Here is a 15,907-nt window from a genome sequence, read left to right as displayed (position 1 = left end):
TTATCAAGACTCCTATTTCAAAACGTCTGGTTGTTTAAAGGGTGAAACTTACTAGAATACCTCTTTTAAGATCTGTAGAGCGAATACGAATTTCCGTTCAACTGTCTAAACCAAATCACTATTTATGTTTGGGTTATCTGTTTTATCCGCTTTTATTCATACGTTTTCAGATATTACTATTTTCTAGGGGCTAGTAAAAATGATGACAGCTCAAGAATTCATTTCTGATTATCTTGCCAACATGTCTTTTATTGGTTCAAATCGTCTAAGATGTTATGTAGCGTCTTAGGACCCACTCCTTTTACACTTAAAATGGCTTTAATAGAGTGAAATGGTCTTTGAGCTACGAGTCGTTTTGCGACAGCAAGGGGGATGCCTTTGATTTTAGCTAGGCGCTCTAGCTTCACTCTATTTAGTTTTTTTAAATTATTGGTGTCACTGTCTGACAATGTGATTGGTTTTTTTTGAGGCTTAGGTTGTCTGTTTTTGAGCTCCGTTTGGGTGCTGTGGCCTTTTACTTCATTACCGGTATTTTTTTTCTCTGGGGCTACTTCAACACAATAAGGCTCATTAAAGAAGGCCGTATCACACACCGAATAGTCTGTTCCATTCCACTCGCATAATACCAGCGCAAATTTCCAGATTCCTGCTGGAGGCTCGTGAAAAATCAAATCGTAAGCGCAATTAGGTAAACTATGCTGCCCTTTGAGTTCACCTAACGTTATTGATGCTAATGTTAACGCGCTTGAAGGTGCGTCATTAAAAGAGAATGCTTGAACGGCTAAGCAAAGAGTACCACTCAAATTGTCGTAAGCGCGATTACTTTGAATATGATCTATTGTGACAATAATACGATCGTTTTGAATGCGATAGCTATAACCGCCATTTAGGCTAAGTCCAGATGAGCTTACGGCATTTCCTAATGAGATGTTCACGTTTTCTCCTTTAAAAAACCTCTATTGATTTATGGCGCTGATCTTTGATCATAATTTACTCAGATGCAAGGAAAATATGACTATACAATGGATGTTTTGTTAAAGCTGTGTTTACACTTACTAATCTCGATAGCCAATCCGTTGAACATCCGCAAAAATAAAAAAACTCACTACTTGATGAGGGATCGTTTTCTGAAAAAGCGCCCGATATTGTTTTGTAACAATCGTGAATTCGATCTCGAAAATCATGGTGACGCCTTATGCCATTCCTTTTCTAAAGGGTATTCAATGCCAGCGCTACATTAAAACTAAGCCAATAGAAAAACCGGGATTTATAGACGCTCAGAGCATAAAGGTTGAGTACAAACCAAAACCGCAGACAGTAAGTAATGCCCAACCGACGAACTGGAAGAAAACAGGCGTTTCAGCGGCTTTGATACGTTCATGTAAGCGCTGCCCAAATATATGTCCGATAAGCGCACAGGGAAGTAACCAAAGCTGGTGAACCAGTTGTAAATCAATGTCCGCGATGAGAAACGAGGTCATTTTGATTAAGACCAGAATAAACCAAAGAACAAACAAGGTGTCTCGAAGCTGGTGGCGTGGCACTTTAGTGGCAAATACTGATACGATTAATGGCGCACCAATTAAAGACGTACCACTGACGTAGCCGCCAAGCATAAGAAAGGCCGTGTCGAGCGCTTTATTATTGGTATAAAACGGTTTATTCATAATATACGATACGGCGAAAATCGCCACGATAACAAAGATAACGCCAGTCACAATGTCACCTGGTAGGGTAAGCAAGCCAAACACGCCGACTAGTTTTGGCACTATCATGATACCAAGCGCTTTTTTTAAGTACCCCCACGCAATATTACCTTGTGCTTCTGTTGGACTATTGCCTTGTTCAGTGGCTAATTGGGCTTGTTTTTTTGTGGTTTTTGCCCCTTGCCACGCAATCCAACTCGAAAAGACTAATAGATGAATCGAGATAATAGGCAAAAATATCAAAGGATCATTTTTGACAAGCAATAAGAAAGGTAAGGCTAAAACCGCGCCACCAAAACCCAAGCCACTCCGAACAAAGCCGCTCCATATGAAAATGGCACCAATTAATGCGTATTGCCACCAAAATAGATGTTCCATGTTTGCCCTTATGTTATGTCTGATGAGAAAGCGTGACAGAATAATAACGCAGTACGCAATTGACTTGAATGAAACGAAGCATAATAAGGTAAAACGTTACTGTGTTCTTGGTGTTCTAGCGACTGTATTTTTTGCTTCAATTGAATGACATCGTGCCGGCGATAGCGGTTAAATTTGCTAAAGTAGATCGCGTTTCTATTCAACCAGATTCATCGTCTAGTTGAATAGAGTGCCGCATTAGTGCAAGAATGTTTACGTGCTTTCCCATTGCTGTTTTTTTCGATAAATAGTAGATGGACTGACTTCTAGCTGAGCGGCTGCTTGAGGGATATTCCCATCACAAAGTGCAATGGCTCGTTCAATGATCTCTTTTTCTTCAATCCATAAGGGGATGATTCTATTTTTTGATTCGGGTCTATTAATAGCCGATTCATTATTTATCCGTGTTTCATTGGTAATAGTCTGACGGCTATCTGGCATGTTATGCGCGACATTACTTATCACAAGTTTACGGCTTGCATCTGATTGCGCAGTAACAAGAGGAGAAGCGAGTTGTGGTATGTTGCGTACCTCAATATTGTGAATTAAATCATTAAGTGGCGGAGGTAGCATATCCGCATCGACGGTATCGCTGTCGTTCAGGACAATAATGTTACGAATTACATTTTGTAGTTGACGAATATTACCGGGCCACTGATAGCTGTTAAGCACAACTTCCGTTTTTGGGGTGAAGTTGTTGAAAGCCTTATTTTCTTCCTTTGCATAGAGGGTTAAAAAGTATTTAGCCAACATCACAATATCGGCTTCTCTATCGCGCAAAGGCGGTAAATGGATAGGGATAACATGCAGTCGATAATAGAGATCTTCTCTAAATCGACCCGCTTCTACTTCCTTCAGTGGGTTTTTATTGGTTGCGCAAACAAACCGCACATCCACTTTTTGAACGTCGCTACTGCCAACTTTTTGATAGGTGCCTGTTTGAATAAATCTCAGCAGCTTTACTTGTAAATCCATGTCCATCTCACAGATTTCATCCAAAAATAAAGTGCCTTGATGAGATCTTTCTGCCGCCCCTTGTCTATTGGTTACGGCTCCAGTAAAAGCGCCCTTAGTGTGTCCAAAAATTTCACTTTCCATTAGATCTTTTGGAATCGCTCCGCAGTTGAGTGCGATAAAGGCTTTGTCTTTACGTTGACTGAGTTTGTGTATGGCTTCAGCACAGACCTCTTTACCTGTACCACTTTCTCCTGTGACAAAAACGGTGGCTTTACTCGGGGCGGCACTTTCAATGATATTGTAAACCCGTTGCATTGGTGTAGATTGGCCGATAAAACCAACAAATTTACTGCGTTCATAGTTTTCTTTTAACGCTTCAAGCTGTTTTATCAACAGATTATTTTTTAAAGCATTTTGAATGGTCGTTATCAGGCGATGGGCATTAAAAGGTTTTTCAAGGTAGTCTACTGCCCCATAATTCATGGTTTCTACGGCCGATTCTACTGATCCATGGGAGGTAATAATAATGACTGAAGTAGGGATCTGTTGAGCATGAATGCTTTTTAGAATGTCAATTCCATTCATATCGGGTAACTGTAAATCAAGCAAGACGATATCATAAGTATTACGTTGAAGTAGATTTAAAGCGGATTGGCCGTTATCGACTGCATTAGATTTGTAAGCATTGGCGCCAAGGTAGCTACTATAAAGCTCTGATAGAGTAAGACTGTCTTCTACAATAAGTATAGATACGTCCGTTTTTGTCATAATGAATCTCTCCTGTATTTTTCTAGTCTAAGAAATTAGCGCTATTTTTCCTAGTGAATTTTTTCTATGATAATAGCGCTGATATCATCATGTGCAGAGATATTTTTGACGAAGTCATCTATAGCTGTGTCTAATGGAGCACGGTCTAATCGATTTTTCTTAACGATTGCAGCCAGCTGGCTAAACTGAGCTTGTTCTAGGAATAAATTATTCGGGACTTCCAGTAATCCATCAGTAAAGACGATTAAGCACTCCCCCATAGTAAGTTGCACATTATGCGGAATAAACACGGGGTTACTTTGCAGGCCAAGTAAAGGCCCTGTAACGGGCAAAGAAGCAAGGTCTCCTTCTTTTGTGACAAGTAGCGCGGGCAAACCGCCAGCATTGTAAATCTGTATTTGACCATGGCCATCTAAGCGTAAACATTGCAAGGTTGTAATAAGGTCTGGCGCTGATTCACTCAACCAAAAATTCGTTGCTGATAGCAATTCCATTCCAAAAGACGGTTCTTTTTCATTAGTTAGTAATCTATAGGTTATGGCTTGTAAGAAACCATGTAAACGGGATGCGTTAAAACTGGCTTTTATATCATGTCCCATCACATCACATAGAATTAAGTGTTGTTCTGTTTTATCGGCGTTATGATCTAAATGCCAACAATCACCACCTCCTATATCGGCACTACGAGCAAAGGAGGAAAAGCGATATTGGGGAAAAATATTCTTGTTTTGTAGTGCCGGTCTTAATTGTTTTTTTACATCGGTATCTAGTAGTGTACAAGCTTGAAGGAATAAATTATGACTTCGTTGAATTACTCTATTGATGATCTGTTGTATTTTTGTTTTTTGTACAGGCTTGATAATAAAGTCATCAATCTCGCTACGAAAAATATTATGGCTTAAAGATTGGCTGTTATCCCCCGTTAAAAAAATAAAAGGTGTGGAGCTAAGATGGGGAAGATCTTTTAACCTTTCTCGAAAAGCTAATCCATCTAAATCTGGCATGTAAATGTCTGAAATAATGATATCGACTGTATTATTTTTTAGCCAATTGATCGCATCAAAAGGAGAGCTAAATACCTCAATATCGTGATTTTCTAAATAGAGCTCAAGCATAGAGAGCTGGACAGGATCATCGTCAATAATAATAATTTTATGGCGCTTTTCTATAAGGTCTATAGGAAAGGATAAAGCCCAGTAGTTACCGCGTTCATTTGGGAGTTGAAGGTAATCACACTGGTCAAACTCAGCTTGCAAAATGGCCATGCCGTAGCCGCTGGTGTTCAGCTCTTCCGACAGTAATACATCTAAGCTGGCTACTTCAAAAGTGTTGGGGATGGGGCTTCCATTATCGTGAAGGCGTAAACTAAATGTGTCTTTTGACCAATGTAAAGAGAGCATTATTAAGGTCGGCTTTTTTTCACTATGACGAACATAGTTTGTACAAATTTCGCTAATAGCCAGTAGTACTTTATTACGAGCGGCTAGGGGTAAAGGGCTTTGCAGCAAAATGTTTTGAACGGCATGCCGGGCTCTTCTTGGCAGGTCATTAGAATAATGAAAGTGCAGTAGCTTAGGTGTGAGCATCATTAATGATTCCTAAAAGAGTCTGGGATATTCAAGGTTAACCCATCGGAGTACGCTGTTGAAAAAAATCTTTTAGAGCGTTTTTAGAATGTGAAAATTGTGTTTTTAAATGATCACATAAGTCGTTGATTGTTGTATTTGTTGTTTTGCTATCCAAGGCTTGTTCATGAGTATTATGCATACAGGCAAATTCTAAGGCTCTTGCAGACTCTGAGGATGAAACCATCCCGAAGCTTGCCGCCGTGCTTTTGATAGTATGAGCTTGACGTTGCAAGCTGTCGATATTTTGTTCTGCAATATCGCGTTCAATTCTCTGAATGCGTTTGTCGATTTCCTCAATTGCGATTAATGACATACTGTTGCAGCGGGCTTCGCCAATGTCTTCGATCATTTGAAGGATAATGCTTTCTTTTAAAATGGAGACGTCTTTTTCGTCTTCAGAGAAGTGCTCTTTCTCATACGGAATGGGCTGTTGATTAGGTGTTAAACGCCACTGATTGATAATAGTAAGCAGCGCTTTTTTGCTAACGGGTTTTTTTATAAACTCATTCATACCAGAGCGGGTCATCTCATCGCGTAATTCAGGGGTAACCGTGCTAGACATAGCGATAATAGAAGTATGACTGTGTTGGGGTAATTTTCTAATGCATTTGCTCGCGGTTAGTCCATCCATAACCGGCATTTGTAAGTCAATTAACATTAGGTCAAAGACTTCATGTTTGGATGCTTCTAGAGCTTCCTGACCATTGTTAGCACAGGTAACGTCTAAACCTAAGTCATTCAGTTGATCAAGTAGCATCAGTTGATGAGTGAGGCTGTCTTCAACCAGTAAAATACGGCCTTTGACCTTGTGCGGATCCGTTGGCGATGCCGCTGATGAATCTTGATGACTGTTATCTATGATTTCAATAGGAGTAGGTACAGAGATTACAGGTTCGCCAATGTTTACAGGTTTACTGTTATTGATAATAAAAAAAGCCGTTTGATTATCATAGATTTTAGCCCGAATTGTTACTGGCAGGACGTTCATGGCTCGAGTAATGATATTGGCTTTATGAGAACGAAAATCCTGTTTAGTTGTTAAGGTGTGACTGATTTTATCTAATAACTCACTCGAAAAGTGATCTTTTATTTGTAAATTGTCAAAACTGTCGGCTCCAAACAGTGTTAAGGCGGATGTGTTTGCATAGCATAATGACTCATGCTTATAGATAACAATGGCTTCATGGCAATCTTGTAGGACCGATAGGGGATGAAATGAAGCGGCATTTTTTCCTATATCAGGTAGTCTTTCTAATTCTTCTGAATGTCGAGGTCTTTCTTGAGGTGTTGTTGCTTCGACTTTGATCACATTTTGAGGAATTGACTGTTTAAAAATACGTAATAGCATCAAGCATAGAAAAATTGGAGTCAGAAATAGGATGGAAATAACGGCTGTTTCTTCAATAAAAAATGATGCACTGAGGTCTGGTTCTCTTTCGCCGTTGTGTTGGAATGCGAAATAAATCAGACCTTCTGTGACCATTAAACTGACAAATAGGGCTATTTTCATGAGGTTCCCCGCTAAATGCGAAAGTTGAGCAATGTTGACTTATGAATTTGTCTTTGTAAAAAGTGTTTAACCGTATTCAAGACGTTTGGTATGCGTTCAGTTTCTCGAATCATTTCACTTGCTAAGGACGGGAAATGGACATCGTTCATTACCACACCCACTAGGTTTGCATTGGCTTTGGCGAGACGCTCGCAGCAATCTTTTAAAGCGACCTCTGTGGTAAATTCGCTTTTCATTAAAAGCACGGATGCATCGGCGGCAGAGCAAATTAGGTTTGTAGGAATATCGCGATAGTTGGTGGTACTTATTGGGGCGGTGTCGAAAATAACTCTATCATACTGTTCTAGCCATTGAGATAAAGAATGTTGAATGGCGTTAGGGTCACGAAAGCTGAGGGAAGCGGTATTGCTAATGGGGGCCGTTAAATAGTGGGTCCCCATTTCTGATGGCGCAAAAATGGGAGCGACTTGATCGCAGCCAACTTCCCAATCGAGGCGTTTAAGTCCCAATTGTGAATCCAAGTTTGGATGATGTAAGTTTACATCCACTAAGAGGACTCGGTAGCCATTGGCTTGATAGCGTTTAGCTAATGCATAAGCGGTCATAGATGTACCGCATAAGTCATGTACACCACTTAAGCTGATACAGCGATAAGCGCGTTTTTCTAATGTTTGATAAATGGCTTCGAGTTCAACATAATTGACGGGTAGGGTATTCATCGATATCTCCTATAGGATCAAGATCAGCAAGGTGGCAATGCTTAGGAAATCTCGTACCAGTGACATTGTTTTAGACCAGGCACCATTTTCACTGGATGGAATAAAAACCGTATCGCCAGAACGCACGATAGGCAGAACTTTTCCTTTAGGGTCATCTAAGTAGGCTTTCAGATTAAAATGCGTAGTCACCGGTTCGCAGCAGCCTTGATGAAGTATTTGAATGTCTTCAATATCTCCTGAATCCGTTGGCCCGCCTGCTCGGGCTAACAAGTCGAGTAAATTCATATCATCATTAAAGCGGTAATGACCGGGGCTGTTTAATGATCCCATAACACGCACGGATCGAGAGGCTTGTTGCGGATAGTCGATAAGGTCTTTCCCTGGTACAAAAATTGTGTCTCCTGGCTGAATAAAAGGTATCAGTGTTTCGTCTCCTGTTTCAAAATACAGGGCTAGATCGACTTCAGTGAGTTGCACTTTTTGGGTATTACGATGAATGACACGAACGGCCCGCAAATCGGCTTGTTCGGTTGGACCATTGGCGGCGGACAGTACATCTAAAAAGCTTTGTTCATGGGTGAAGCGATAGCGACCAGGTACGCCCACTTGTCCTAATACAAAGACGGATTCATCGCTGCTTTGTCTAATCCATGCCGCTTTATTGCCTGCCGGTAAATCCGGTACACGTGGGATAACAATGCTGTCACCGCCTTTTAGTTCTGGTAGGGGAGTTCGGTTTTCCCCCGCAAGATAACCTTTGAGGTCATAAACAATAGGCGCGTCATTGAATCGTTTAATGGTTAAGCGGGTTAAATCAGCGTCTTTAGTTGGTCCACGACTTTCTGCAATGATGTCCATCAGGCCCATTTCGTCGGACCATTCATAACGTCCTGGTTGAGTAATGGCGCCAATAACATGTATGGCATTGTCTGGGGTGATTTTTAACCAGGAGGTTTGGTTAATATCGTTTTTCTCAGGGACAAAAATTGCATCGCCAGGTGACACGTTTGGTGTGGGTTGAATCGATAACCCCTCTGTATAAGCTTGGAGGTCAAAGTGAGTAACATCACCATTACCTCGAATGATCCGAATTTCTCTAGTGCGTGCAAAACGGCTTGGGCCACCAGCATTAGCCAGAATCTCAAAGAATGACGCTTCGCCTTTGACTTCGTAAGCGCCGGGACGGAAAACTTCACCCATGACGTAAACAGTTCGATTCCCGGTTTTAATTTCCTCTTCTTTCATTGGTACAAATAAGGTTGCACCAGCGGCTACCATAGGTAACGGGACTTTATTGCCGCCGTCTAAATAGTCTTTTAAATCGAACAGTATTGGATCCCCATCGGTAATAAGGCGTATCTGTTCAACACTTGCAAACCGAGTCACGCCGCCAGCGCGCATTAATAAGTCCACTATGTTCTGCGTTTCATCGTAGGTAAAAGTGCCTGGCTTATGCACTTCGCCAAAAATTTTAACCGATTGGTTTTTTTCGGCGGCATCGCCACCAGATAACAAACTGGCGGCGTCAAACTCGACCTCCACATTACCAGTAAGGGGAGAAGAGGGAACAAAGATGACATCAAGTGGTTTGAGAGTAGGAATAATCCCATCATCCCCAGTATCTAAATACTGTTTGAAATCGATTATGGAGACCTCATCTCCGCGACGTATTTGCAATTTATTAAGTTGACCTCCTGGCTTGATTCCCCCTGCCGCTGTGAGAGCCATTTGCAATGAACCATTAGCTGGAATGTCTACTTCACCTGGTGTTTTTACATACCCGAGAACAGTAACTAACAAGCGTTGAGACAAGATATCGACCCTAAGCTGACTGGTATTAAGGTAACGAGAGGACAGTTGTACTTGAATAAGCTGTTGGGCGTCGCTTAATCGTAAACCAGAAACCGTAATCAAACCAATTTCAGGTAAAACGATATGGCCTTGCCGATCGACTAAGAACGGTTCCTCAAAACCTTCTTCACCAAGATAATCGATTTTTAAAATATCTCCAGGGCGAATTAAGTCTTGTGTTTCTGCAGCCGATAACCAAAGAGAGCAAAAAGTCAGACACAACAACAAAACCCACCTTGTTAGTCTGTTGGCGGTATTTCTTCTATTCATACTACTTTCCACCCCAAATATCCGTTATTGATGGCCATTCTTTTATTTTACTTGTTAGTTTTTGGCTAGGAACCAATAAGTTAACTTCTAATGAAACCCTCCTATTAATATAACGCATAGACTCAAAAGCGTTACTACTAATTGGATTAAATTCACCCTGCGCATCGATTTTAATCTGATAATTTAAAACACGCTGTGTTCTAAGGTAGTTTGCTAAAGCCGTAGCGCGCTGTAAGGCCAATAGGTCGTTTTTTTCTTTTTCTCCCTGTGAATCTGTATGACCAATTAGCGTGATTCGATAAGCTGGATGTGTTTTTAACCAATGAGCTAATTGATCTAATTGTAATGGCATACTAGTTGGTAGTGTGTGACTGTTACTGGTAAAGGTATTTTGAGTGATTTTTTCCAATAACGGTGTCAGTGCAATAATTCTGGGGTCTTCAAGGTGTTGCTGGCAGGCTGTGTTGATTTGTAAATAGGCTAATCCGTCTTCAGCATTTTGGATTTGCTGATCGAGAATACGTAAATTCAAGGCCGCCTCTTGATTCAACCCTATCTCATGTTCTTGACGTATGGTTCGAGCAAGTTGCTGCATACGATACATTCTTGCTGGAATGCAATCAGCACCGCCGCTGTGATTCAGTTGAGCTATGCGAACGGTTGCAATACGTACAGCATCACTAATACGATTCGTTTGAGCTTGATGATGTTCAAATGGATAGTCCGGTTTAGAGAGTATGTTATTGGAAGCACAGCCTGTTATTGCTGTGCTGATTAAGCCAATTGCAATACATTGGGTCAGTGCTTGCATCATAAATCTCCTTAATGCTCAGTGGTTGAATATAGGCAGCTGCGAGCGCTATCTTTTATCGTAATAGCCCTATCAATGCGCAATAGTTTCATCAGCTCTTTTGGTTGCCCTGTTACCCCAGCGATGATGAGTTGTCTATTTTGTTCTCTAAGTCGTTTAAATAAGTAAACGATGACGCCAATACCTGATGAATCAATAAAAGTTACCTCAGACAAATCAAAGACAATGTGTTCTTCGAAAGTGGCTGGGACGGCTTCTATTAAGTCCTTACGTTGAGCAACAGCAACGCAATCTAACTCGCCTTTTACCTCCAATACTTCGTATTGATTGAGTGTGTAATGTGAATGGTACATAAATGAATCCTTCTGGTGGTTTTGTATTGAATACAGAAGGTATTGCATGCATCAAGCCAACTTTATATAAAATATTAAGTTACTGTTTTTATTGACTAAAAAATTTTTTTTGGAACTTTTATAAAGTTCTAAGGTGAAAAAAAACACAAAAATTGCAGAATGCAAACAGTGAGTTGCGAAACGCAAACAACACTAATGAACTAACCAGATGCAGAAGGGGTGTTATTAAACTAAGTGTGACGATCAGAGATAAGATGAAACACGGCATGAATTAAGCAAAGAAGATAAGTCTGTGATACATTGCCTATTCTCAATGCAGTAAGAGGCAGGCAATGTCAGAAGAAGAGATAACGCTTTAAAATGTAAATATTGCTAGTAAAACATTTGAACTCGGTAAAAGCCATTTCATTGGATTATTGGCCACGACCAAGAACAACAACAATTATGGTTTTCCAAATAATGAATAAATCCATCAAAATCCAACCGCTGAAGCTAGACATAGCGACAGAATAGGATAAATCGTAACCCAGTTTATTACGGCTATCTTCAATCGTCTCATCATATCCCTGACATACTTGAGCTAATCCGGTAATACCAGGAAGTACCCCATACGTGCGTTCAGTAAACAATGGAATCTGGTTTTCTAGATTTTCAGTGATGCTGGGTCTTTCTGGTCTTGGTCCAATCATCGACATGTCACCTTTAAAGACGTTAAAAAGTTGTGGTAGTTCATCAATACGGGTTTTTCTCATAAAGCGGCCAACACGGGTGATTCTTGGATCATTTTTTGTCGCCCAGATAGGACCTGTTTTAGCCTCCGCATTTTCTACCATGGTTCGAAATTTGACCATGTAAAAGGCATCAAATGAATCCGCCGTTGAACGACCAATGCGCTTCTGAGCAAAGAAAATAGGTCCTTTAGAATCCAATTTGATGGCCAGCATAACCAGCGGCCAAATGGGTAAGGTTATTAGCAAAAGCAGTAAAGCAAGTACTAAATCAAACAGACGCTTAGTCAGACGAACAGACATTGGAATGTAGTTAACCATCATTTTTTGTTGAGTAAATGCTCGAATGTTCATACTTTATCTCCAAGGCTCTTTGTAAGAACCTGTCAAATATTGAATAGCACCAATTAAGCTAATGATATGACCAGTGATTAAATAGTGTAGTTTAATTAGCAGCTTGTTATTAAAGGCCAGCAATTGCTGTGCCAGAACTAAACTATAAAGAAACAGTTGGCCTAAAAAAAACACCAAAAACCAGCTTGAATACGCCGTCAGTATCATGGAGGAAATAAGTGTTAAGATAAAAAAGATAGGCATAAATGGTCTGATCCACTTACAAGAGAAAAACATAAATGCGGTTATCCCATAAGAAGGATCTAATAAGCGAATTAAACGTAGGCTCTGCTGTAAGTTACCAGCGCTGATTCTGACTCTACGGGCAAAATCCTGTTTTAAATTACTGGCTTCGATTTCAACGGATACTATGCTTTTATCGTATATAACTTTATGTTTTTGTTTGATAATTTCACAAGGTAAGACGAAGTCATCATTGATGGTATCTTTTGGTAATGAGACAAATAAGTCTCTGCGAATTAAGTAAAATGCCCCGTGAGCCCCTAAAGTAGAGCCCAGTAGACTTTCGCGCAATTTAATATTAGTTTGGTATTGCCAGTAGGCTTTTTCTTGTTCTTTTCCAGAGGATAGAAAGCGATAGGTAGCGCAGACTGCGCCTACTGTTTTATCTGAAAAATGCTCAGCACAGTGTTTTAATGAATCAATAGAAAGTAATGCCGTCACATCGGACAAGCCAATAATATCCGCTTTAATAGAGGGTATAATCCGGTTTAATTGAGCGAGTTTTCCACGGTTTTCAGTGTCGTTATGAAAGGTAATATTGAGGTTTTTGCAAAATGCAATGCTACTGGCATTTTGCGCTTTTGCAAACGAATCGTCAGTGCAACCGTCAAAGATAAGATGCACGTTGAGCTTGTCACTCGGATAGTCCAAAAAAGAGAGGTTGTAGATTTTTTCAGCAATGTTCACCCCCTCATTATAAATTGGAATGACCAATGCCACGTTGGGGTAGGCATTATCTTTTTGTATTTCAAAAGTACGTTCTGGTCTCGCTGAGAGTCGTCCGGTTAGCCCTCTGAGTAGTATCGGATAACCAAAGTGATGATAAAAAATCATAATAGCCGATACTAGAAAGGTACATATAAGAAAGGTTATAGCCATTTTTTTTCTCCTTTTTCCTGCATTAAGGCTCGATACATAGACGCCATACTCGTGTGAGAGCGTTCTTTGGTGACAAAATCTCTAGGTCTTGATGTAAAATTGATAGATTTCTTTGAGAGTCCCTTTGTCAGCGCTAAAGTAAGTATATTGGCATCTTTGGCGGGGATTAATATGCCAGTGTTAGGGCAGACCGCTTCTTTGCAGCCGCCAACATTTGTGACCACGACAGGAATGTTGCATGCCTGAGCTTCTAGCGGAGAAAGGGGTAATCCTTCCGCTTCTGAAGGTAAGCAGAAAAGATCCAAAGCACGGTAAAAATTAGCCATCTGATCAACATTACCTAGGAAATAGACTCTTTTAGACAGCCCCAAACTCTCACATTGATCTTCAAGGGCTTTTCGTAAAGGGCCGTCTCCAGCTAACACTAAATGAACATTACTGGGTAAGTTTGATAGTGCTTCGATCAGATAGGTATGTCCTTTACCTTCAACTAAACGCGCAGCACAACCGATTAACTTCACGTTACTGAGAGGTTCTAGGGTAAGCGCTTTTCGTGCCGTCGCCATATCACTGGGGTAAAACGTATCTATGTTGATACCATTAGTGATGATTTGGTTTTTATATTTCGGAAATAACGCCGTTAAGGCTTCACTGACATAGGTGGCATCTGCGACTAAAGTCGGTTTCACGTACTGCAGCAACACTCTTTGTAAAAAGAAGCGTTTACGGTTAGTTTGTAAATGCCATACATCGTGCTCTGTATGGGTAACAGAATGGATTCCCGCATGGCGTGCCGCAATTCCAGCATACAGAAGAGGTCCAATATGGTGAGTATGTACCGCATCGGGTCTGTTTGTTTTAAATATTTTTGTTAGCTGCCTTATAACACCCAACTGAATCCCGGGACGTTTATCCAAAAAAATTAAGGTGCAATTTATATTGGTCAAACGATGCCATTTTTCCATAGCTTGCTGTTCTTGGCCCTCTAAACTAATAATGATGACTTGATCTACTTTAGAGTAAACTTGCTGTAATTCTAACACTAACGTCTCAATGCCCCCTGGGGCTAAGTGTTGGACAACTTCAATGATTTTCATATGAATTCCTCGTTTTATTGGTATAACTAATCGGTCTATGGCAAGTTGACCTAGCTTTTTTTCATTAATTTGAAGCGTTGAAAACGTTTTGTAGACGGCCGTTTTTCCCCAACCAAAAGTTGAGCATCAAAGATATAGTGGTTGTCTTTAATTCTTGGTAAACGCGCTAAAACGGGAACATTAGCAATCTTTTGAACGTCTTTTATATAACGTATGCGTGAATCAGTCAGTTCTAATATAATGGCCGTCCCAACACCTAAACCAATACCTGCAACCACACCTAAAATGACATACAGCAATCGCGGCATGTTGCTAGGGGATGAGGGAACATAGGCTTTATCGATGATTTTGATACGGTCTCTTTGCTCGTAACTGCCCAGAGCTCCAGTGACTTTAGCGCGTTCATAACGATCTAATGTTTCTTGGTAAATTTTGTTTTGGACTTGTAAATCACGTGTCAGAGTTTGCAGGGTCTGCTCAATGTCACTGCTGCTGTTAATAAGTTGAAACAAGCCGTCATGTTGCTTTCTAAGTTGGCTCAATTCCTGTTTTATACGTGAATAGCGCAATCGAGCGGACTCAATTTCATTGTTAGGTGAGAGGCTCAGAGAATGGCTATCTATATTTCCGGGAGGGGCGATGCTTGATGACTGCCATAAACGCTCTAGTTCATCAATGTTGTCTATTTTCGCTGTTAACTCGATTAAATCTTTGAGCTCTTGTTCAAGTCGACGTAATTTGGCATTTGCGATTACTACCTTACTGTGCTGAAGGGTATAGCGTGAAAGCAAGGTGCTGAGTTCGCGTTTATGGGACACTATGTCATTCTCTAATTGTGCAACGATTGGGTTGTTGCGAATTAATTGCGTGTGCAAACTGGCCATCACGGCTTCTTGACCTGCGAATTCAATTTCTTTTTCTGCGATTAATTGGCGTAATTCAGAGATAGAGGTGACGTTATTATTAAATAAACTGGGTAATTGCATCACGTGTTTGGATTTGAATTTTGCCAGTGCCGCTTCGGCTGTTTCTAACTGAGAACGCTGAGTGTCCAACTGTGTGAGTAAAAAGGCTTCTGAGTTTCTCATGGAGCTGCGTTCTGGTGCTAATAACTGATCGATAAACACCTCTCGCACAGCCTTTAATGTTGTATCCATGCCTTCTTTTGAGTCACTGCGATAGGTGATACGAATTAGATCAGAACCAAATAGACTGACTTTTAAATTAGCGGATAAGCGACTGATGATGCGATCTTTTTGGTAGTCAGAAGCGCTTTCTGAGTACAAACCTTCTTCACCAGCTACTTTCTGTAAAATATGACGACTGTGAAGCAAGGTATTTAGGGCTTTCATACGCTGTTGAATTTGCGAGTCAACTGATAAATCTTTCAAAAATGGGTTTAATGTGGCGCTTTCCTGGACCAAAAATGAGGTGTGATTGTCGTATATTCTTGGCGCCACTGTGGATAGAAAAAAACCAACAATCGGTAAAATAAGTGGCGGAATCACTAATAGGTACCGATGCCTCCAAGCGGCGCAAAGCAGGCGGTACAAACGTGCCTGAATGGCTAATTGCAT

Annotated in this window: 13 protein-coding genes; all 13 read right to left on the bottom strand. The window is 40.6% G+C overall.

What is annotated here, in order from left to right:
• Positions 1-248: 248 nt before the first annotated feature.
• The 13 genes from IEZ33_RS13070 to IEZ33_RS13010 all read right to left on the bottom strand — a co-directional run bounded on the left by IEZ33_RS13070 (position 249) and on the right by IEZ33_RS13010 (position 15,907).
• Complete coding sequence (locus IEZ33_RS13070) at positions 249-935, bottom strand: helix-hairpin-helix domain-containing protein (protein WP_191600487.1); 687 nt, start codon at positions 933-935, stop codon at positions 249-251.
• 342 nt (positions 936-1,277) lie between these two features.
• Positions 1,278-2,084 carry a sulfite exporter TauE/SafE family protein gene (locus IEZ33_RS13065; RefSeq protein WP_191600486.1) on the bottom strand — a complete coding sequence of 269 codons (807 nt, stop codon included), beginning with the start codon at positions 2,082-2,084 and terminating at the stop codon, positions 1,278-1,280.
• A gap of 252 nt (positions 2,085-2,336) precedes the next feature.
• A complete protein-coding gene (locus IEZ33_RS13060) occupies positions 2,337-3,848 on the bottom strand; it encodes a sigma-54-dependent transcriptional regulator (protein ID WP_191600485.1) in 1,512 nt (503 codons plus the stop codon).
• 50 nt (positions 3,849-3,898) lie between these two features.
• Positions 3,899-5,437 (bottom strand): SpoIIE family protein phosphatase, encoded by a 1,539-nt coding sequence (locus tag IEZ33_RS13055; RefSeq protein ID WP_191600484.1) that lies wholly within the window; start codon positions 5,435-5,437, stop codon positions 3,899-3,901.
• A 34-nt stretch (positions 5,438-5,471) separates the two neighbouring features.
• On the bottom strand, positions 5,472-6,986 hold the full coding sequence (locus IEZ33_RS13050) for a response regulator (protein ID WP_191600483.1): 1,515 nt from the start codon (positions 6,984-6,986) through the stop codon (positions 5,472-5,474).
• An 11-nt stretch (positions 6,987-6,997) separates the two neighbouring features.
• Positions 6,998-7,705, bottom strand: a complete 708-nt coding sequence (locus IEZ33_RS13045; protein ID WP_191600482.1) for a P-loop NTPase family protein — start codon at positions 7,703-7,705, stop codon at positions 6,998-7,000.
• 9 nt (positions 7,706-7,714) lie between these two features.
• Positions 7,715-9,826 (bottom strand): SLBB domain-containing protein, encoded by a 2,112-nt coding sequence (locus IEZ33_RS13040; RefSeq protein WP_191600481.1) that lies wholly within the window; start codon positions 9,824-9,826, stop codon positions 7,715-7,717.
• A gap of 1 nt (position 9,827) precedes the next feature.
• Complete coding sequence (locus IEZ33_RS13035) at positions 9,828-10,640, bottom strand: OmpA family protein (protein ID WP_191600480.1); 813 nt, start codon at positions 10,638-10,640, stop codon at positions 9,828-9,830.
• 8 nt (positions 10,641-10,648) lie between these two features.
• Positions 10,649-10,990, bottom strand: coding sequence for an STAS domain-containing protein (locus tag IEZ33_RS13030; RefSeq protein ID WP_191600479.1), 342 nt, complete (start codon positions 10,988-10,990; stop codon positions 10,649-10,651).
• A 413-nt stretch (positions 10,991-11,403) separates the two neighbouring features.
• Positions 11,404-12,072, bottom strand: a complete 669-nt coding sequence (locus IEZ33_RS13025; RefSeq protein ID WP_240009530.1) for a sugar transferase — start codon at positions 12,070-12,072, stop codon at positions 11,404-11,406.
• Between the two features lie 3 nt (positions 12,073-12,075).
• Complete coding sequence (locus IEZ33_RS13020; RefSeq protein WP_191600478.1) at positions 12,076-13,233, bottom strand: glycosyltransferase family 2 protein; 1,158 nt, start codon at positions 13,231-13,233, stop codon at positions 12,076-12,078.
• Positions 13,224-14,330 carry a glycosyltransferase gene (locus IEZ33_RS13015; RefSeq protein WP_191600477.1) on the bottom strand — a complete coding sequence of 369 codons (1,107 nt, stop codon included), beginning with the start codon at positions 14,328-14,330 and terminating at the stop codon, positions 13,224-13,226. The genes IEZ33_RS13020 and IEZ33_RS13015 overlap by 10 nt, the downstream gene beginning before the upstream one ends.
• A 50-nt stretch (positions 14,331-14,380) precedes the next feature.
• Positions 14,381-15,907: a GumC family protein gene (locus tag IEZ33_RS13010; protein WP_191600476.1), complete on the bottom strand. Its 1,527-nt coding sequence runs from the start codon at positions 15,905-15,907 to the stop codon at positions 14,381-14,383.

Origin of the sequence: Marinomonas algicola (genome assembly GCF_014805825.1) — a bacterium.
Lineage (GTDB): Bacteria > Pseudomonadota > Gammaproteobacteria > Pseudomonadales > Marinomonadaceae > Marinomonas > Marinomonas algicola.
The sequence above is the reverse complement of the archived record's forward strand: the minus strand, read 5'-3'. Positions and strand labels throughout refer to the sequence as shown.